This is a genomic window from Actinocrispum wychmicini (genome assembly GCF_004345645.1).
Classification (GTDB): Bacteria; Actinomycetota; Actinomycetes; order Mycobacteriales; family Pseudonocardiaceae; genus Kibdelosporangium; species Kibdelosporangium wychmicini.
This window is the reverse complement of sequence record NZ_SLWS01000014.1, coordinates 1-14,300: the sequence shown is the minus strand read 5'-3', so window position 1 is coordinate 14,300 and position 14,300 is coordinate 1. Positions and strand designations below refer to the sequence as shown.

Here is a 14,300-nt window from a genome sequence, read left to right as displayed (position 1 = left end):
TCCAACGACGACCGAAATATACGCCCTCTGGTCAGAGGGGGAGGCGATGAGAATCGTTTGAAGTTCATTGGGCCCGCCCAGAAGCTGCGGGGGCGGAGCGTACGCGGGCCTGCACGAGTGAGCGTGGGGTGTACATATGATCACGGGGGCCGCAAGGTACGTTCAGCTGTCGCGAGACCTGAGACACTTGCTGAACGGGGAGTGGGTCACTCATATTCTGGTGGCGTTGAGCCTCGGTTCGCTGTATTACCACGAACTCCATGGGGCCATCCAGGGGATGACCACCTGGGATCCGTGGACGGGCACTGAGCACGAGATCCAGAGCCGTGCGCTGAGCCGGACGCTCGGGCGCATGAGGACGGCCGGTCTGGTGGACCGGACAGTGGTGCGGCCGTTTCCACGAACGGTCGCTTACTCGCTGACGCCAGCAGCCATCGAGTTGCTCGATAGTGGCCGTCCTCTGGTCGAATGGGCCGAGAAGCATCTGGACCTGATCGAGCGCATGCAGAAGGCTCGATTGGAGCAGAAGCGGCGCCTGTCAGGTTGGGACGACAGTGAGCCTCTGGAGGACCACTAAACGTGGTGAGGCGCGGGCTGCGGTGAGCTGCGGCGGCGTTGTCGGACGATGCGGACCGCAAACCGTTGCTCCGTGGTCGCCGGAATGCGCAAGGTCGAGGGTTTCGCCGCTCGGGTGTCGCTCGATGTCCTTCGGCGTTGCCGAACGCATCGAGGTGTCGCGGCGCAGGGATTCACGGATCGCCTGGCTCTACGGCGCGCTCAGGTCATCAGCGAGGTTCCGTCATGGGGCTTGACCGCCACTCGTCGTCGGACTGAGGTATGCGAAGGCGGCCGGCCGGTGGCGGCCCGAACGTTGTGGTGGGCGACCGTCCCGGCTCGGACAGTCGAGCGCTAACGGGTCGCTTCCGTCGGGACACGCGTGGGCACTTCCGCAGGGCGTGGTATGGCGACCTCGGGCAGCGTGGATGCCCGGTCAGCCGTTGCTGTCCTCGGTGCCGCCGATCGGTCGGTCGTGGTGTTCTTCACGTCGGGTTTGCTGTCGGTGGACTGCTTGCGTGTGGTGCGAGTGGGCTTGCGTGCGGCGCGCCACTGGGTGAGATCGGCGGTCCGGATGTCGGTAAACCGTGCGAGTTCGTCAATGTCGATGACATCCGTAGCGGCAGCGAGGACGTCGCCGAGGTGTCGTTCGATGTCGTTGAGTTCGGCTGCGACGGCGGCGCGCCGCTGGGCCAGTTCATGGACCTGCTGTGCCGTGGCGGCCCTTTTCGCGCTGCGGGGAGCGTCGACCTCCTGGATACGGCGTTCGATCTCTTCGTTGGTTGGCATGATTACGGTCTCCTTTCCGTGGACGCACCCGGTGTGGTGTTAGTGGCCGCGTCCGGCCGTGGTGTGCTGCCGCGGTGGGACAGGACGTCGGCGAGGATGCGGGTCTCGGTGCCGGGCTGGTGTCCAATCTCCTCCAGCGTGGTGGCCAGCAGGGCGAGGGTGCGTGGGATGGCGTCGAACTGGCCGAGGCGGGCCTGGGTCCGGATGATGTCGCGGTAGATGCCCTCGTTGTAGCGGTCGAGTTTCCGGGCGCGCTCCAGCAGAACGAGTTCGGTGTCGGGGTTGGTGTCGCGGTGGGAGCGGATCACGGCGCCGAGTGCGTCCAGTACGTCGCGGCGCAGGGACTCTCGGAAGGGTTCGATCCAGCGCGCGGTCAGGTCCTCGGCGAGGTGGGCCTGGTACAGCTCGATCACCTCGTCAAATCGATCCTGGTCGTGCCCACCAGCCCGAGGCTGAGCGTGCAGACTGTGCTGCAGGTGCCAGAGATCTACGGTCACCAGGTCGGCGTTGAGACGGTAACGGCCGTCATGGTTGAGCACGAAGTTGGTGATCGCGCCGCGGGTGGCGTCGCTGACTGCTCGGCGCAGCACCGACAACGTGTTGTGAAAGGAGTTGTAGGCCCGTGGCGGCCTGCTGTCCGGCCAGACGGCGTCGTTGAGGGCTTCGCGGCGAACACCCTGCGGATGCAGCGCGAGACAGAGGATCATTTCGCGGTACTTCGGGGTCAGCACTCCGCTCAGCTCGTACTCGCCGTCCTCCTCCTGACGGATCAGGTGGACGCGGCCCAGCACTCGTATCGCCAACGGCCGCCGCGCCACGACCGTATCGGGTTTCGGTTCGATGGGTTGGTCCACCTGCGACGGTCGCCGATGTGGCCCCACGACGTCGGTGGCCGCTGTGCCGCGGTTGTCGGTGCGGCCTTGGGCGAACCTCGGTGTAGCGGGCTGGAGTTGGGCATCCATAGAGACCGACTGAACATCCCGCCGTGGTGTGCGTGGCGTCGACGCGATGACCGCATGCCCATGTGGTGCGGGGGGCGGAGTTGATGCGGGCTGTGTTCGCTCGACGGTGGGTTGCTCGGGGACAAGCGGTGGCTGGTCGCGGGTCAGGCCATCGGCAGGGCCTTCGGCGTCGCGGAGCACGGCGAGCAACGCACTGACGTCAGGGCCGGGCAGGGTGAACAGGCGTGCGCCGGCCAACGGGTCACCGATGCCGGGACTGGTGTCCGTGACGGTGCCGTCGGCACGGACACAGATGGTCACACCGGGCTGCCACTGGCCGAGCAGGATGCCGGCCATGCCGAGGGTGGTGCCGTTGTCCAGGACGGCCCGGAGGCGACCTTCGGCCTGCGGCAGAGGGCGGGCGATCAGCACAAGCGGGGCCGGGGCACGCAGTGGCGCGGTCTGCTGGAGGGCGTGGCGAGTGCGGGTGCGGGTGAGCAGGGTCGCTTCGGTCTCGGCGAGGGCGGCATCCAGAGAGTCGACCACCAGCACGGTGGAGGGCAGGCGGTCGACACCGGCGCCGCCGATGACGAAGCGCAGGTCGCACGCAGGGATGATCACCCGGATGCCAGTGCTGTGCTGGTGCTCGGCGAGCAGGTGCACCAGCAGCGCGCGGGCGGTGTTAATGGCACCGGGGCCGGTCAGGCCGAGTCCGCGGGTGGCAGCGACGTTCACTGCGAGTACGTGTCCGGCGCGCACACCGACTCGTGCCGAAATTCGTCGGTGTTTGTGGTCCTGCTCGCGCGACGGGACGGCGGTGAGGTGGCGCTGCGGTGGGGGCGGTGTGAGATCGATGTACTCCACGTCGTCGACGGCGGGCTGCCCGTCGTCGTGGGCGACTCGGAGGGCTCGCACGACGGGCGCGAACGGTTGGTGCAGGTCGGCGCGGGTACCGCTGCCGACCCGGTAGTGGCGTCGCCGCCAGACGAGGACCGACGTGACCGCGCTGGTGATCGCGGCGGCGAGGGCGAGGCTGACATAGGCCCCGGTGGACAGCTGGATCCCGTGAGCCTGGCGTGGGTTCGCCGGTTGAGGGGCGGTGTGCTCGTCGAGTAGCGGCGGGTTGGTGGTCGAGGCCGGGTTCGGCGGCACCTGAGGCGGCGGTGCTGCGGTCGTGCTGGGGGGTGCGGGTGGCGGTGGCGGGACGTAGGCGACCAGCGTCCATCCTGGTCGGATCAGATGGGGGCGGGTGAGCGCACGGCCGTCGCGTTGGAGGACACCTCGGTTCCAGTCCCAGAGGTCGTGCCACCGGGTGCCGTCGCCGAGTTCCCGTCGCGCGATGTCCCACAGCGTGTCGTGGGGCTGTACTTGGATCTCAACAGGACGCAGCCCGGGACCCGGCGGGACCGGCTGCGTGATGACCAACGTCGTGGCGGCTGACGGGGCAACGGCGTCGGCTGAAGCGGCGGTGTTGGCAAGCGCGATGATGATCGTGGCTACCAGACCGGACACCCAGGTTCGCGGCGTCCAGGCGGCAACACGACGACCCACCTGGACAGCACCGCGACGAACGACAGCGACGATGTCCGCGACAATCCAGTAGAGGCCGATCAGCCATACGCACCAGAGCGTCACGTGCGCCAACCATGGCCAGGCCGTTCCGTCGACAAAGGACCAGCGCAGGGATGCCCACGTGTGGTCCAGCAGTTGCGGGTCCGACAGGTTCGGCCACGACCGAGGCAGCAGGGCCGCGAGTCGTCCCCCGGTCGACGTGTTGAGCCAGGGAAGCCCGACCGCGAACGTGGCAAGGACCACGATCGCGCCCGCGGCTTTGATGGCGTGCTTGCCGATGGTCATGGCGTGCTGTCTCGGGTGTCGGCTTTCAACTCCGCCGTGGCGTCACCGACAGCGTGGTACCAGGCGCCGAGGAGGCCGATGACGGCTGGTTGATCTACGGTGACCGTGACGTGGATGGTGCGCGGCGCTGTGACGTGCACTGAGCCGGTCGCCCCGGCGTAGGCAAGGTAGGACTGCGCTGCGGCAACCGCCGCACCTGTATCGATGCCGATCACGGAACCTCGGGTATCGACCGCGGTCAGGGCGGCACGGGCGCCTTCGGCGGCGAGGGCGTCCGCTCGGGCGATCGCTTGCGTCTGGCCGTGCAGGTCAATGACAAACGCGAAGACCAGCATCATCACACCGAGCACAGCGGCTACGAAGACGCTCAGCGATCCCCGGTCAGACGGTTCCACCACGAGAGGCCCCCTTTAGGTGCGTCCGCGGAAGGTGTCCAGCGCGCTGCTCCAGGACTGCCGAAGCGCCTTGCTGCCGAGGAGGCCCGGTACGGCGAGGTCGGCCACGTCAACCACGCAGGTGACGTCCACCCGGACCTGCGCAGGTTGTCCGACCGGAACAGTGAACCCGGACGTGTCGACAGTGATCGTGAACGACGTGCACCGAAGTCCTTGTTCGGCAATGGTTTGAGCTGCAGTGCTGGTCGCCTCTCGTTGTGCCTGGCTCGCGGTGCGTGCGTGTGACGCTTCACGGGCGGCGTTGATCGCGACGTAGGTCACCGCGCTGCCGGCCAGTTGCGCGCGACCGAAGGCCCACAGCAGCGAACCCACAATGACGATGATCGTGCTCCAGATCGCGACTTCGACAGTGACCGAACCGCGATCAGGGACGTCGTAGGGTGTCATCGCGTGTTCCCAGGAACGGTGAAACGCTCACGAGCCCCGGCAACGCTTTGATGGACCCTCCAGGTCAGCCAGGGATCCGGGATGATCGTCAGCACCGAAACCGAGACATCGACGTGCAGAACCTGATCTGTGGTGCCAGCAGTACTGACGTCCGGATCGCGCGCGATTGGGTCGGCTCGGGCAATGAACCTGGTGGCCGCGGCGCGAGCGTCCGCCGGTGTCGCACCCAGGCCGCGGCCGGCGAGAAGTCCCTGCTGGGCGGAGGTCATCGCGAGGTCGCGCGCGACCCACCACAGTCCAAACTGGAGCAGGCCGAGCACGACGATCACGACCGGCAGCGCCCACAGCGCCCACTCGACAGTCAGTGAGCCGCGGTCGCCCGGCTGGCGTCGGTTCACGGCTAGGACTGCCATTTCGCCATCAAGCCCTGCAGAAGGTGTTGAATCTGCGGCCAGAGGATGGCAACGGCAGCGATGATCAGGAGTCCTATCCAGACGGCAACGTCAACACTTTGCGCTCCGCGGTCGCTTGCCGCGGCAAGTCGACGCGACGTCCTCTCCAGCAACCGAACCACACATGCGATCACGGTGAGGGCCAAGAGTTCCTTGTTGATCTCTTTGTTGGTGTCCTTGTTGGTCATCACATACTTCCTCTTCATTGCGGAATCTGGCTGAAGATGGGATATAGCAACAACACCAGAAGCCCGATCACAAGCAACGCCACCGGCGCGAACAGCCACTCGGATCGCTTGCTGGCGGTCGTGGACTCCGCCTGCAGCGCCGCCTCGCGCAGCACGGCCGCTTTGTCCCGCAGTGTTCGGCTGACCGCGGCGCCGTCCGCGGCGCTGGCGATGATGTCGCCGAGATCGTGCAATGCCTCCACCTCGATACGCGCACTGAACTGGGTGAGGGCGGCCCACGGCGTGACACCCGTCCGTTGCGCGCTGCGCAGACAGGACCGGACCTCGCTGAAGGCCCACCCGTCGCACACGGCTGCCGCCGCGGTCAGGGCCTGGCCGGGTGCTCGCCCGGCGTCGCGCTCTTGCGCGGTGAGATCAAACAGTGCCGCCAAGGCATGCACGACATCGCGGCGAGCGCGACCGGCCGCATGCCGCACCGAGTACCACGGCACCATCGACAGCGCCACCGCGCCGACCACAGCAGCGGGAGCTGCTAGAGAGACGACGTTCATACGCAGCAGGGCCGCCACCATCACCGCCGCGCCGAGCACGGCATAGATCCCTCGGCGAGCCAGATACCTGGTTGTTGTCTGGCCGACGAGGTGAAGGTCGGCGGTGGGAATGCCCCACCAGCGGCTCGTCGACCGTTCCGATCGGTCGACGACGTACTGCAGGACTCGGTGCCAGCCACGTGGTGTGACGTCCTGGCGCAGGACGTCGTCGATGCGCGAGATCACGGCCGGCAGGTCAACCGGCGCGGGCGGCAACACCGCCAGCAGCACCAGCAGGACACCTACGGCACCCAGGACCGCAGTCAGGACGAGAAGAGTCATCACCGTGTGTCTCCCCGTAGGAATCGGGTGGGCCGCTCGGGCCGGGTCAACCGATCGGCCAGCCAGAACGCCACGCCCCAGATCAGACACACCACACCGAGCCACACCTGACCACGGGGTTGGTCGTAGGCAGCGAGCAACCGCGAGGACATCAACAGGATCGCGGTGACCGTGACCACAATCGCAATGATGATCTTCATCTGGGTTCGAGGCTTGGCCCGCTCCACCTCGACCGTCCGCCGGGCGGCAGTGTCCTGGCGCAGGGACGCCGAGAGGTTGTCCAACACCGCAAGCAGACCTCGGCCGCCATCCGTGGCACGCAGAATCAGCGCCGCGGCCAGCGCATCGCCGGTGACGTCGTTGATGTCGTCGGCGAACGCCTGCAAGGCCGCCACCAAGCCGCGCTGCCGCACCCGGGTGGCCAAATCGGTCACCGGCACGGCCAGCGCTGCGGGCGTGGTCCGGGCGCTACGGACAATGGCTTCCTCGATACCTCCGGTACCGGCGGCGAGGGTTCTCCCGAGTCGTTGCGCCCAGTCGGCCAGCGCTTCGCGCAACGCGATCGTGTGGGCGACCCGGCGTTGCCGTAGCGTTCTGGGCACGATCAACGTGCCCACGCTCGCGGCGACGGCCGCGACCGGCCATCCGGTAAGCCAGCCGACCGCCACGCCCGCCGCCACGGCCACCGGCAGCCAGCGAAGACCTCGCCAGTGCCCAGGGCGGCGCAGCCCAGCCAGCAACGACGCGGGCAGGAGTGACACTCCCGCCCACCCGCACAATGCCAGGGCCACGCCCGCGACCATGAGTACACCAAGCAGCGCGGGGATCACGACCGGGTCCCGTGGGTGTCGACCCAGCCGCCGTCGGGGCGATCGAGCAACTCAGGAGCAAAACCATGGTGGGCAAGAGCGGCAAGAGTTTGTTCGGTGGGTACGTAGGCGGGGACAGCTCGTCCGTCCTGGCCGCGTGGACTGAATACCTCCGTGGTGTCCGGTCGGTCGGTGTCGCCGACGGCGCCGACTTCCAGCACCTGCTCGACGTAGCGCTCGCGGACACGTCGCCCGTCCGGGGTGATGGTGTCTCGTTGCCGGATGTGCACGATCAGGTCGATCGCGGAGGCCGTCCACCGGTACGCGGCATCGACCGGCAAGGGCGGATCGGCCAGTTGAGCCATGTTCGCGATTCGGTCGAACACCGAGGCCGCGGTATCCGCGTGGAAGGAGCACAGACCAGCCGCACCGGTGCTCAACGCCCGCAGCAGCGCAGTCACTTCACCGCCGCGGACCTCACCGACCACAATCCTTTTGGGAGAGTGCCGTAGCGCTTGCTTGAGCAGCGTGTCCAGGGTGATCTCGCCGACACCCTCCGCGTTGGGCAGCCGCGCTTCCATCGCCGTGACCAACGGGTGGCGGTCGGGCCAGGTCTGCAAGCCAAGTTCGTAGTCGTCCTCGATAGTGATGACGTGTTCCCAGGGCGGGATCTCGTGACACAGGCTGCGCAGCAGGGTGGTCTTGCCAGCGCCCCATTCACCCGTCACCGCGATCTTCAGTCGCGCCCGCACCGCCGCGGCCAGGAAGTCGCGGAGAATCAGGTCGATAGTTCCCCGACGAACGAGGTCGTCGAGGGTTGCGCCCATGAGGCGCGGCAGGCGAATGGCCACGGCCGGTCGTTCGGTGATCTCCATGACCGCGGCCAGGCGCGCACCCAGTGGGCCGCCCGCGGGAAGGTGGAGGTTGCCCAGCGGTGTGCTGGCTGAGAACTCGCGGGAGGTACGGCCGAGGCGGGCGAACATCCCGGCCAACAGCTCAACAAGGTGGTTGTCCGAGTCGGCTACCGGGTGCGGCCACTGCTCGACAGACCCGTCCCACAGTTCGAGAAACACGCCGTTGTGTCCGAAGATGAAGATGTTCTCGACATCCGGGCGACGCAGCAGCCGATCGATCTTGCCGATCCCGGCCAGCGCGGCCATCACCGATTCGGCGAGGGCTTGTTCCATGTCCCGGGCCAGCGGCGGGGCTCCCGAGGTCGCACGACGAGCCACCCACGCCTCGACCTCCTCCTCGACGACCATCCTCGTCCGAGCAGCCTCCTCAGGCTTGGACAACACCTGCTCGTTCGCCTTGTCACCGCGCGCCGCATGCTCCAGCCGCAGATCGACCAGGTTCCTGATCTCCTGCACCACCGCGTCATCGGCGGCGACCGGCCGGTGCCCATTGACCGTCGCGGTCATCACGACACTCCGGCCAGTGGGCGGACGCTTGCTGGGTGTGGCATGTTCAGCGCGTCGTGCAGACGTTGCGCTTCTCCCCGCACGACCTGCAGCAGCTTGGACCGACCCGGCGGTGCTACGCCCCCGCTACCGTCCGAGAACCACCGTGCCGAGCGAGGATCGTCAGGTGTCCGCAGCCCGACAGGCAGCCCAAGGACGTTCGCCACCTCGCGGGCGTCCTGCGCGGAGGCCGTCGTGACCGCCAAGCCCAGCCGGCCAGACACCATTCGCGATGCTAGTAGCCGTGCCAGCGGTCGGGCTGCCAGCACGGCCCTGCGTTCCGGTCGAACAGCGACCAAGACTAGATCCGCAGCGTGCAGCAAGGGCCAGGCCGTCGCGGGACCGAATCGGCCACCATCCACCAGAACGTCGACCTGATGTGCTCCTCGTCGAGACAGGTCAACCAGCGCGTGTGCCAGGCGTCCCCATCCGGCCGGCCCCACGGACGATGCTTGGCCTGGTTCCAGCAAACCGGTCACGATCCGGGCGTGGGTCGTGGTCGGGATAGCTTGGATAAACGGCCGTAGGTCGTCTGCTGTGACGTGCTCGGCGTGCCGGGTGGCCGTCGCGAACCCGAGCAGACCGCGTTCCGGTCGAATCCACCCGTTCATCAGCCAGCCGCCCAACCACCCCGTCAGCAGGTCGTCTCCGCTGGGGTCAGCGCCCACGGCGAGGACCGATGCGGGCCAGGTTCTGGTCGCCGCCGCTACCGCAGTGGTCGCGCCGGGGCTCGCCTTCGCCGACAGAATGACGATCATGGCCATGACATAGTCTCCGTTACTTCTGTGGTCCGACGAGCGACACCAACACTGGGCCCGTCGCGGCCATCGAGGTCAGAGCAGCACCCAGTTCGATGTCCACTACGACGTCCACCGTGATCCCGTCGGATGCGTTGGGTGGCCCCACGTCCACGACGGTCGCTTGTACGGCTGGGTGATCGCCGACGGTGGTCGAGCCCACGGTCGGTTGTGCCCCGGATACGATTTGCACGTGGTCTTCCGGACGCAGTCCACGGGCCGGCAGTTGACCGGGTTTCACCAACAGGCCAACAAGAAGCTGACCAGGGCCCGGGATGGCGTGGTCAGTGAGTTGTTCCGCCGTCAGCAGGCTGCCCGCAGTGAGACTGTGCGCGGCGACACGGCCGATCACGTCGTTGCGTTGTGTGGCGGCGATCATGTGCACGTGTGGATCCGGGGTAGCGTTGGCGACCGTCAGGTCCGTGTCGGTAATGCGCTGGTTCCACGGAACATCACGCGCCAACACGAGGACCGACTCTGTCCTGTTATTACTGTCCACATAGGTTTGAACCAGAACGATCGCCGCCGCAGTCATCGCCACACCGATCGCGACCAGCCACCATCGTCGCCGCCGCGGTACCGGCGGTGTCGCCTTCGAATGGTCGGTCGGATCAGACTGGGTCCTTGTGGTCGCAAGAGAAATCGACATGCTAGTTCCTTAGTGGATCAAGGCTTGGGCCTCGGCGACCGCGAGCGTGGTGGTCGCTTGAGAGGTCATGGTCGGCAGGGTCCCGGACGCTGGCGCCGTGCCAGTCGAGCCGACCCAGGTCACTCGCCAGGTGATGCGATAGGTCGCGTTAACCTGGTCGCCCGGTTGACCGTAGGAGGACGTGATGAACACGATGTCGCAGTCCGGAGAGGCCGCATGCAGTCCATACCTGCGGTCATAGGCGGTACCCGGCCCCGGACACGACACAGGAATGGACACAGCGGTGTCGAACGACAGCCGCACCGGAATCGCAGTGACCTCCGCCCACACCGACCCGGCGGCCACCCGCTTGGACTGCTCCGCCCACGCGCTGCGATCGGTCCAAATCCACGTGTGCTCACCGACCACCGTGGCCGACCGCCCATCCGCCAGGCGAAGATCAGGTGAGTGCTCGGGGACAGGCAGCGGCATCCGCATCTCCTGGTACGCCTGCGCTGCCAACTGCGCCGGTGTCGGCCCAACTGCCGGCGCGGCAGGACCACCGATCACACCGGACGCCGAGCCCGTACAAGAGTTCCAGGTAGGAGTGTTCGGATCGCCACCAATACTGGCACCAGGAACGGGGTTCGACGTGCAGGCGGGAACCTGGAGGCCGTCGCCACCTGCAGCCGTTGATCCGGTCGAACTGCCGCCTTGACCAAGATGCCCAGGCTGGCCGGGATGCGACACCCCCATTCCGACACCCGGTGGGCCGTTGATCCCAATCGGGTCGCTAGGCGTCACCACGATGCCGCCCCCCGGCTGGGCAAACGCACCGGCACCAACCAGCCACACGGCGAACGTCACGAGGACGGCCTTAGGAACAAGGTTCATCAGCACGTCCCTTCCGGATAGGACACTCCGGTCACTCGCCACCGACCGTCAGCCCCGCGCATCAACGTCGCCGTGACAGGACTACGCGGCACGCCAACGGTTTTCGGCTTGCCCGTCGCCGCATCAGCCTGTCCACCGTGACTCGAATCCTGGCAGTCCTGAACCGTCGCTTGATCTCCAGAAACGTCCACACGCGAAACGCGCGGCATCATCGATCCGTACACCGTCAACGACTGTTCGCGCAGCGAACGGAGCCCGTCGAGAACACGATCAGCCTGCGCCCCAGCAGCCACCTCGTGGATATGTGCGGACCATTCGGACTCGGGCAACTGCATGACCACCTGCTCAACCCGCCAGTACTCCTTGTAGGCCGCCTCAACGGCCGCCTGTGGCCCGGTCCGGGTGTCCGTCGCGGACGGCGTAGACCGTGGTGGGAGGCCAGGGCTCTCATGTGCCGTGCACGCGCTGGACACCACCAGCAGCATGGCGAACACACCTGTCATACGGGCAGGTCGATGTCGAGTCACCCAATCCACCTCACGATCCACGAACCTCACGGAAAAACAAGAACCAGCAACGTGCTGAAGACCAGCACTGGTCCGTAAGCGAACTGATCTTTCGGTCCGGCACGACGTGTAACGAGCAGGAACCCGGCTAAAGCCCCAGCCAGCAAGGCTGTCACCAGCAGCGCAAGCAGCAGGTACTGCCACCCCAACCAGCCGAGGTACAACGCAACCGCTCCCGACAACGTCACATCGCCGAAGCCAACCCCGTCCAGGAAAACGATCCTTGCCAGCGACCAACAACCAGCAATGCCAAGCGCAGCCACCAAGCCCCTGGAAAGGGCACCAAGGTCCGCTACACCAAGCAGCACGCCACCGCCTATCGCCATAGCGCCCACCAAATGGTGGGGCAAGCGTTGGAATTCTATGTCGACTACAGCAAGGGCGATACCTGTCACGGCGAGCCAGGCGAATGCCGCAGCAGCGGGCGAATCTTTCCACCGAATAGCCACCGCAGTGAGCACCACCGCGACAATGAATGCCATGGTGACATGGCGGCAAAGTGTTGGCACGGCGAAGGACAGGAGTCCGTGTGGGCTTTGCTCTATCAACTGATATGCCCATCCAATGGCGAAGAGGCCGAACACCGCGCCAACGCCTCCGTACACGAATGCTGTCCACACAATTCCCTCCCGCGGACGTCGGACTGGCATCTACGGGCCGACCTAACTGGATCACGTCGCCCATCGGGCATCGAGGCCGAGTTCGAGCTGAAGCCACCAACGACGATCACCAACGCGAACCCAACCATCACGCGCCGATTCACGCCATGACAACCACGTCGTCTGCCCCTGTCCACCGTGACACGCCCCTTACAGTCCTATAGCCGATACCCATCTCCTGTGGTGCACATCACGTCTACATGACACACCCCCAGGGACAGCAAGGTCCCCACGCAGGGACAAAGGTGTCGGAACAGCCAACGGAGCAAATCTTCACCTGTTTGGGGGAACGAAATGAGCGGCAACGTTGCCGTTCTGTAATCCGGATAGCCCGTCAGAACCCCGTGTCGGCTGTCGGCGTGATGCGAGGAGCCAGCTTTGCTTCGCACAAGTGACCTCCGGCCTCGGGACCAAGCAGATCGCGGAACTGCGCGATCTCATCATGCGCCGGACGGGGAACCCGCCGTATTGATCACGCCCGCATGTACGTGATCAATTTGCTGCGGCGACCAGACCGCCGCGCATGGGTGACTCGGACGCTGCCCCGACCTTCCCGTCTCGGTCCCGGACAGTCCCTTCGACCTGCTGATGTCGGGCGGTATCCCTTCAGCCCCGACTCGCTCGGACAGGTAAGCGCCGTACACGATGCGGGTTCGATCACTGATCGTGCTCTCGTTCTCCATGCGCGCGCGGTCCTCGATCACGCAGCCAGCGCCGATCTGCACCCCCTCGTAGACCACGACACGACCGGCCAGCACCTCGGCCCGATCATCATCGGTGTGCCGATCGGCGATGAGCCAGGCTTCTGCTGCTCGGCCGGCAGGCGCGCCTCCTTCGGACAGCCAGGGACGCAATGCTCGCCCACAATGCTGCTGTCCAGTCTCATCGACGCATACAGCGACGAGACATTCACGCTGGTTCCCGATCGTCGATCAGCCACTCCGCCGTGACCGTGATGGCCTCATTCTCCCGTTCCCCACGTATCAAATCCATGATCCGAATCGTGCACGGTGTGGAAGTCGATATTCGGCTTGGTGTCGGCTGCCTGTCGTGCGATCTCGTAGGAGACCGCGGCGTCCTGGTCGCCATGCACGACGAGAGCAGGGACCGTACTGGCTACAAGGTATTTCAGCGGCTCGTAGTGGCGGAACTCCTCGAACAGAACTCTGCCGACTCTGAACTCGCCGTCGAGCATCAAGAAAGCCTTGCGTGGCCAACAGGTCCTGCTGGGCTGAGTTGAAGTTCTCGATCCCCCAGGGTAATTCCGGACTGAGGAAGGTGCGTTGCAGGTCCAGCACGGGCTTCCGCAGCGTGAGGCGATGGAGATGGTTAGCAAGCCACGGAAAGGAGAGCGCGGTGGACACCGCTCCGAAGCTTGACGCGACGATCGCCAACGGGCCTGGGCGACGAGTGATCATGTGTTCCACCGCGGCCTGGAGATCGAGCATCTCGTCAGCGATTGCCATCCCCTGCTGCGTCCCGCCGCTGCCGCCGTGGCCTCGAAATGAGAACCGCAGCAGGTGGAAGTCTGCGTCCGCCAGTCGATCAGCAAGGCGAGCGAACATTCCGCCCTCATCCATGTCGGCGTTGATCCCGTGAGCCTGGATGACCACGCCACGTTTTCCTTGTACTCGGGCGGGGTGCAACATGGCTTCCAGTTGCACAGTGTGCCCTGAGTGTCAGGCTCGTTCGCAATCATGAATCAGGGGTCGACCCTGACCACCGTGCGGTGGTTCGTCCGGTAGTTGACGATCGCCCTCGCCCGGCTCGACCGGGTACCTGCCCGCGCCGGAGCCACCGTGACCGCCAACGACGGCTGTAGTCCGTTGTCGTCCGGTATCCCGCCACAGGAGCTAGAACCGTGCGCTCGTCGAACCGCCTGCCAGGATGATGTTGGTCCCTGGGGCGGTGTTTGTGCCTGGGGGTTGGCTACGTGGTGTTACTGGTTGGGGTGGTTGGTCACTGACTGCAGTGGGCGAAGGTTCAGGTGT

The 14,300-nt window shown here is 66.1% G+C and carries 16 protein-coding genes and 1 pseudogene; 1 reads left to right on the top strand and 16 read right to left on the bottom strand.

Annotation, left to right across the window (positions count from 1 at the left end):
• Window positions 1-136: 136 nt before the first annotated feature.
• The gene (locus EV192_RS45020) at window positions 137-577 is read left to right on the top strand and encodes a winged helix-turn-helix transcriptional regulator (RefSeq protein ID WP_207926745.1); all 441 of its coding nucleotides are present in this window, start codon (window positions 137-139) and stop codon (window positions 575-577) included.
• 332 nt (window positions 578-909) lie between these two features.
• Here EV192_RS45020 and EV192_RS45015 read toward each other — a convergent pair whose 3' ends face one another.
• The 16 genes and pseudogenes from EV192_RS45015 to EV192_RS57580 form a co-directional block, all read right to left on the bottom strand.
• Window positions 910-1,344 carry a hypothetical protein gene (locus EV192_RS45015; protein ID WP_132124911.1) on the bottom strand — a complete coding sequence of 145 codons (435 nt, stop codon included), beginning with the start codon at window positions 1,342-1,344 and terminating at the stop codon, window positions 910-912.
• 2 nt (window positions 1,345-1,346) lie between these two features.
• The gene (locus EV192_RS45010) at window positions 1,347-4,142 is read right to left on the bottom strand and encodes a LysM peptidoglycan-binding domain-containing protein (RefSeq protein WP_132124910.1); all 2,796 of its coding nucleotides are present in this window, start codon (window positions 4,140-4,142) and stop codon (window positions 1,347-1,349) included.
• Window positions 4,139-4,540 (bottom strand): hypothetical protein, encoded by a 402-nt coding sequence (locus EV192_RS45005; RefSeq protein ID WP_132124909.1) that lies wholly within the window; start codon window positions 4,538-4,540, stop codon window positions 4,139-4,141. Before EV192_RS45005 ends, EV192_RS45010 begins: the two co-directional genes overlap by 4 nt.
• Before the next feature lie 12 nt (window positions 4,541-4,552).
• Window positions 4,553-4,984, bottom strand: coding sequence for a TadE/TadG family type IV pilus assembly protein (locus EV192_RS45000; protein ID WP_132124908.1), 432 nt, complete (start codon window positions 4,982-4,984; stop codon window positions 4,553-4,555).
• Window positions 4,981-5,397 (bottom strand): TadE family protein, encoded by a 417-nt coding sequence (locus EV192_RS44995; protein ID WP_132124907.1) that lies wholly within the window; start codon window positions 5,395-5,397, stop codon window positions 4,981-4,983. Before EV192_RS44995 ends, EV192_RS45000 begins: the two co-directional genes overlap by 4 nt.
• On the bottom strand, window positions 5,385-5,624 hold the full coding sequence (locus EV192_RS44990) for a hypothetical protein (RefSeq protein WP_132124906.1): 240 nt from the start codon (window positions 5,622-5,624) through the stop codon (window positions 5,385-5,387). The genes EV192_RS44995 and EV192_RS44990 overlap by 13 nt, the downstream gene beginning before the upstream one ends.
• Before the next feature lie 14 nt (window positions 5,625-5,638).
• On the bottom strand, window positions 5,639-6,496 hold the full coding sequence (locus tag EV192_RS44985; RefSeq protein WP_132124905.1) for a type II secretion system F family protein: 858 nt from the start codon (window positions 6,494-6,496) through the stop codon (window positions 5,639-5,641).
• Window positions 6,496-7,326, bottom strand: coding sequence for a type II secretion system F family protein (locus EV192_RS44980; protein WP_132124904.1), 831 nt, complete (start codon window positions 7,324-7,326; stop codon window positions 6,496-6,498). Before EV192_RS44980 ends, EV192_RS44985 begins: the two co-directional genes overlap by 1 nt.
• A complete protein-coding gene (locus tag EV192_RS44975) occupies window positions 7,323-8,726 on the bottom strand; it encodes a TadA family conjugal transfer-associated ATPase (protein ID WP_243727477.1) in 1,404 nt (467 codons plus the stop codon). The genes EV192_RS44980 and EV192_RS44975 overlap by 4 nt, the downstream gene beginning before the upstream one ends.
• Before the next feature lie 816 nt (window positions 8,727-9,542).
• Entirely contained in the window at window positions 9,543-10,097 is a 555-nt protein-coding gene (locus EV192_RS44970) for an SAF domain-containing protein (RefSeq protein ID WP_165960939.1), read from the bottom strand.
• Window positions 10,098-10,220: 123 nt separating this feature from the next.
• Entirely contained in the window at window positions 10,221-10,682 is a 462-nt protein-coding gene (locus tag EV192_RS44965; RefSeq protein ID WP_132124902.1) for a hypothetical protein, read from the bottom strand.
• Window positions 10,683-11,083: 401 nt separating this feature from the next.
• A complete protein-coding gene (locus EV192_RS44960; protein ID WP_132124901.1) occupies window positions 11,084-11,419 on the bottom strand; it encodes a hypothetical protein in 336 nt (111 codons plus the stop codon).
• A gap of 218 nt (window positions 11,420-11,637) precedes the next feature.
• Window positions 11,638-12,234, bottom strand: coding sequence for a prepilin peptidase (locus EV192_RS44955; RefSeq protein WP_165960938.1), 597 nt, complete (start codon window positions 12,232-12,234; stop codon window positions 11,638-11,640).
• Window positions 12,235-12,749: 515 nt separating this feature from the next.
• Complete coding sequence (locus tag EV192_RS44950) at window positions 12,750-13,163, bottom strand: LbetaH domain-containing protein (RefSeq protein ID WP_132124899.1); 414 nt, start codon at window positions 13,161-13,163, stop codon at window positions 12,750-12,752.
• Window positions 13,164-13,270: 107 nt separating this feature from the next.
• Window positions 13,271-13,504 (bottom strand): alpha/beta fold hydrolase, encoded by a 234-nt coding sequence (locus EV192_RS56455; protein WP_243727476.1) that lies wholly within the window; start codon window positions 13,502-13,504, stop codon window positions 13,271-13,273.
• A 7-nt stretch (window positions 13,505-13,511) separates the two neighbouring features.
• Window positions 13,512-13,874, bottom strand: a pseudogene (locus tag EV192_RS57580) (alpha/beta fold hydrolase); the annotation flags it as partial.
• Between the last annotated feature and the right edge of the window lie 426 nt (window positions 13,875-14,300).

Coding starts and splice junctions, on each gene's coding strand:
- EV192_RS44970 (WP_165960939.1), bottom strand. CDS start 10,097: ATGACTGCGGCGGCGATCGTTCTGGTTCAAACCTATGTGGACAGTAAT.
- EV192_RS56455 (WP_243727476.1), bottom strand. CDS start 13,504: ATGCTCGACGGCGAGTTCAGAGTCGGCAGAGTTCTGTTCGAGGAGTTC.
- EV192_RS44985 (WP_132124905.1), bottom strand. CDS start 6,496: ATGACTCTTCTCGTCCTGACTGCGGTCCTGGGTGCCGTAGGTGTCCTG.
- EV192_RS45015 (WP_132124911.1), bottom strand. CDS start 1,344: ATGCCAACCAACGAAGAGATCGAACGCCGTATCCAGGAGGTCGACGCT.
- EV192_RS45010 (WP_132124910.1), bottom strand. CDS start 4,142: ATGACCATCGGCAAGCACGCCATCAAAGCCGCGGGCGCGATCGTGGTC.
- EV192_RS44960 (WP_132124901.1), bottom strand. CDS start 11,419: ATGCAGTTGCCCGAGTCCGAATGGTCCGCACATATCCACGAGGTGGCT.
- EV192_RS45000 (WP_132124908.1), bottom strand. CDS start 4,984: ATGACACCCTACGACGTCCCTGATCGCGGTTCGGTCACTGTCGAAGTC.
- EV192_RS45020 (WP_207926745.1), top strand. CDS start 137: ATGATCACGGGGGCCGCAAGGTACGTTCAGCTGTCGCGAGACCTGAGA.
- EV192_RS44975 (WP_243727477.1), bottom strand. CDS start 8,726: ATGACCGCGACGGTCAATGGGCACCGGCCGGTCGCCGCCGATGACGCG.
- EV192_RS44990 (WP_132124906.1), bottom strand. CDS start 5,624: ATGACCAACAAGGACACCAACAAAGAGATCAACAAGGAACTCTTGGCC.
- EV192_RS44965 (WP_132124902.1), bottom strand. CDS start 10,682: ATGCCGCTGCCTGTCCCCGAGCACTCACCTGATCTTCGCCTGGCGGAT.
- EV192_RS44995 (WP_132124907.1), bottom strand. CDS start 5,397: ATGGCAGTCCTAGCCGTGAACCGACGCCAGCCGGGCGACCGCGGCTCA.